Source organism: Leptospira congkakensis (assembly GCF_004770265.1).
Lineage (GTDB): Bacteria > Spirochaetota > Leptospiria > Leptospirales > Leptospiraceae > Leptospira_A > Leptospira_A congkakensis.
On sequence record NZ_RQGQ01000003.1, the window covers coordinates 1 to 1,193 of the forward strand.

The following is a 1,193-nucleotide window of genomic DNA, read 5'->3' on the forward strand; positions in this document are numbered from 1 at the left end:
TCTCCTATTGTATTTAGAAAGTTATATGAAAAGCGATGTGCTTAATTTATTGTCCGAAATAAACGGGGAATACCAAAGTGCAGCGATTCGCCGTTGTTATACGCTGGCGTAATTGGCTTAGATCTGATTGCATTCATCAAGAAAATCGATTGATTTTAAGAACTCTTCTTTTTTATTTATGCAATAAAAAACTAATTCATTGTTTTGGATTACTCCAACTTTGGCGATATCATTTTTAAAATCAGAAGAAGAGTAGAATTTTGGCTCAATTTGCCACCTACCATCTGGAAGCAGATAACCAGTTTTGCATAATGTTTTTTGAATCTGAGAGAAATAGGTGCATATGCTAGTTTCGATTTTAAATACACCATCTGAAAAATCTCCAATATTCATGGCTGTTATTTCAAATATGTAGGTATTTGATTTTACTAATTTAAGTCCTTGTCGACCATTTTTGTTTAATATTCCTATATCTATGCTAGGAAAATATCGAATGCAAGAGTCCGCTTCAAAAGCTAGGAGTATTTTCCCTTCAAGATTATCGTAAAGATTGTAACTTTTAGTATTTGGGATTCTATCGCAGGAATATCTTTCTCCTTCAATTGTTAATTCAAAGAATCTCTCCGCATATTTGTAGCAATAAAGATATAATGAAAATAAACATACCGTTGATAATGTAGCTAGATGTAAAATGTAATATCTAACTAACAGATATGTTTTTAGAGTAATGATAGTATAAACTATGATAAAAAGGAAATCAAAAAAGAACGATATTGGAATAATGAAGTAAAGTTCATTTTGGAACTCTTTTGATATAATAATTCCTGCAGTTAAAAAATAGATATAAAAACTGTATATGTAGAGTGGATTTATGATTTTGAATTTTTTTAGTATAATTTTGAAAATTATAAAAGGAATTATTTGAAATATTAAAGAAAATGTGAAAAAAACAAAAATTAGTAATCCGAAAACAAGTTCAATTGCATAGCTGTGAATAGGAAATTGAGATGCTATATAAACTTTCAGAAATAAGTAGCTAAAGAAATATAATAATTCTTTCATTTTTATTCGTTTTTAAAAAGAATTTATTACGCTTGCGTATAACGAACTAGTGTTAGCGAAGTTTCCCGCCCTGAGCCTGCGTAGTAGGCGTTAGGGAGAGCGGGAAATTTGCCGAAGGCCGAACGAGGGCG

Annotated in this window: 1 protein-coding gene; it reads right to left on the reverse strand. The window is 30.4% G+C overall.

The genetic code is table 11. The features are described 5' to 3' along the window. Positions 1 to 117: 117 nt before the first annotated feature. Positions 118 to 1,062 (reverse strand): hypothetical protein, encoded by a 945-nt coding sequence (locus EHQ70_RS00960; RefSeq protein ID WP_135583118.1) that lies wholly within the window; start codon positions 1,060 to 1,062, stop codon positions 118 to 120. Positions 1,063 to 1,193: the final 131 nt, after the last annotated feature.

Bases quoted from the DNA above. Each gene is read 5' to 3' on its own strand.
- EHQ70_RS00960 (WP_135583118.1), bottom strand. From the start codon at position 1,062: ATGAAAGAATTATTATATTTCTTTAGCTACTTATTTCTGAAAGTTTAT.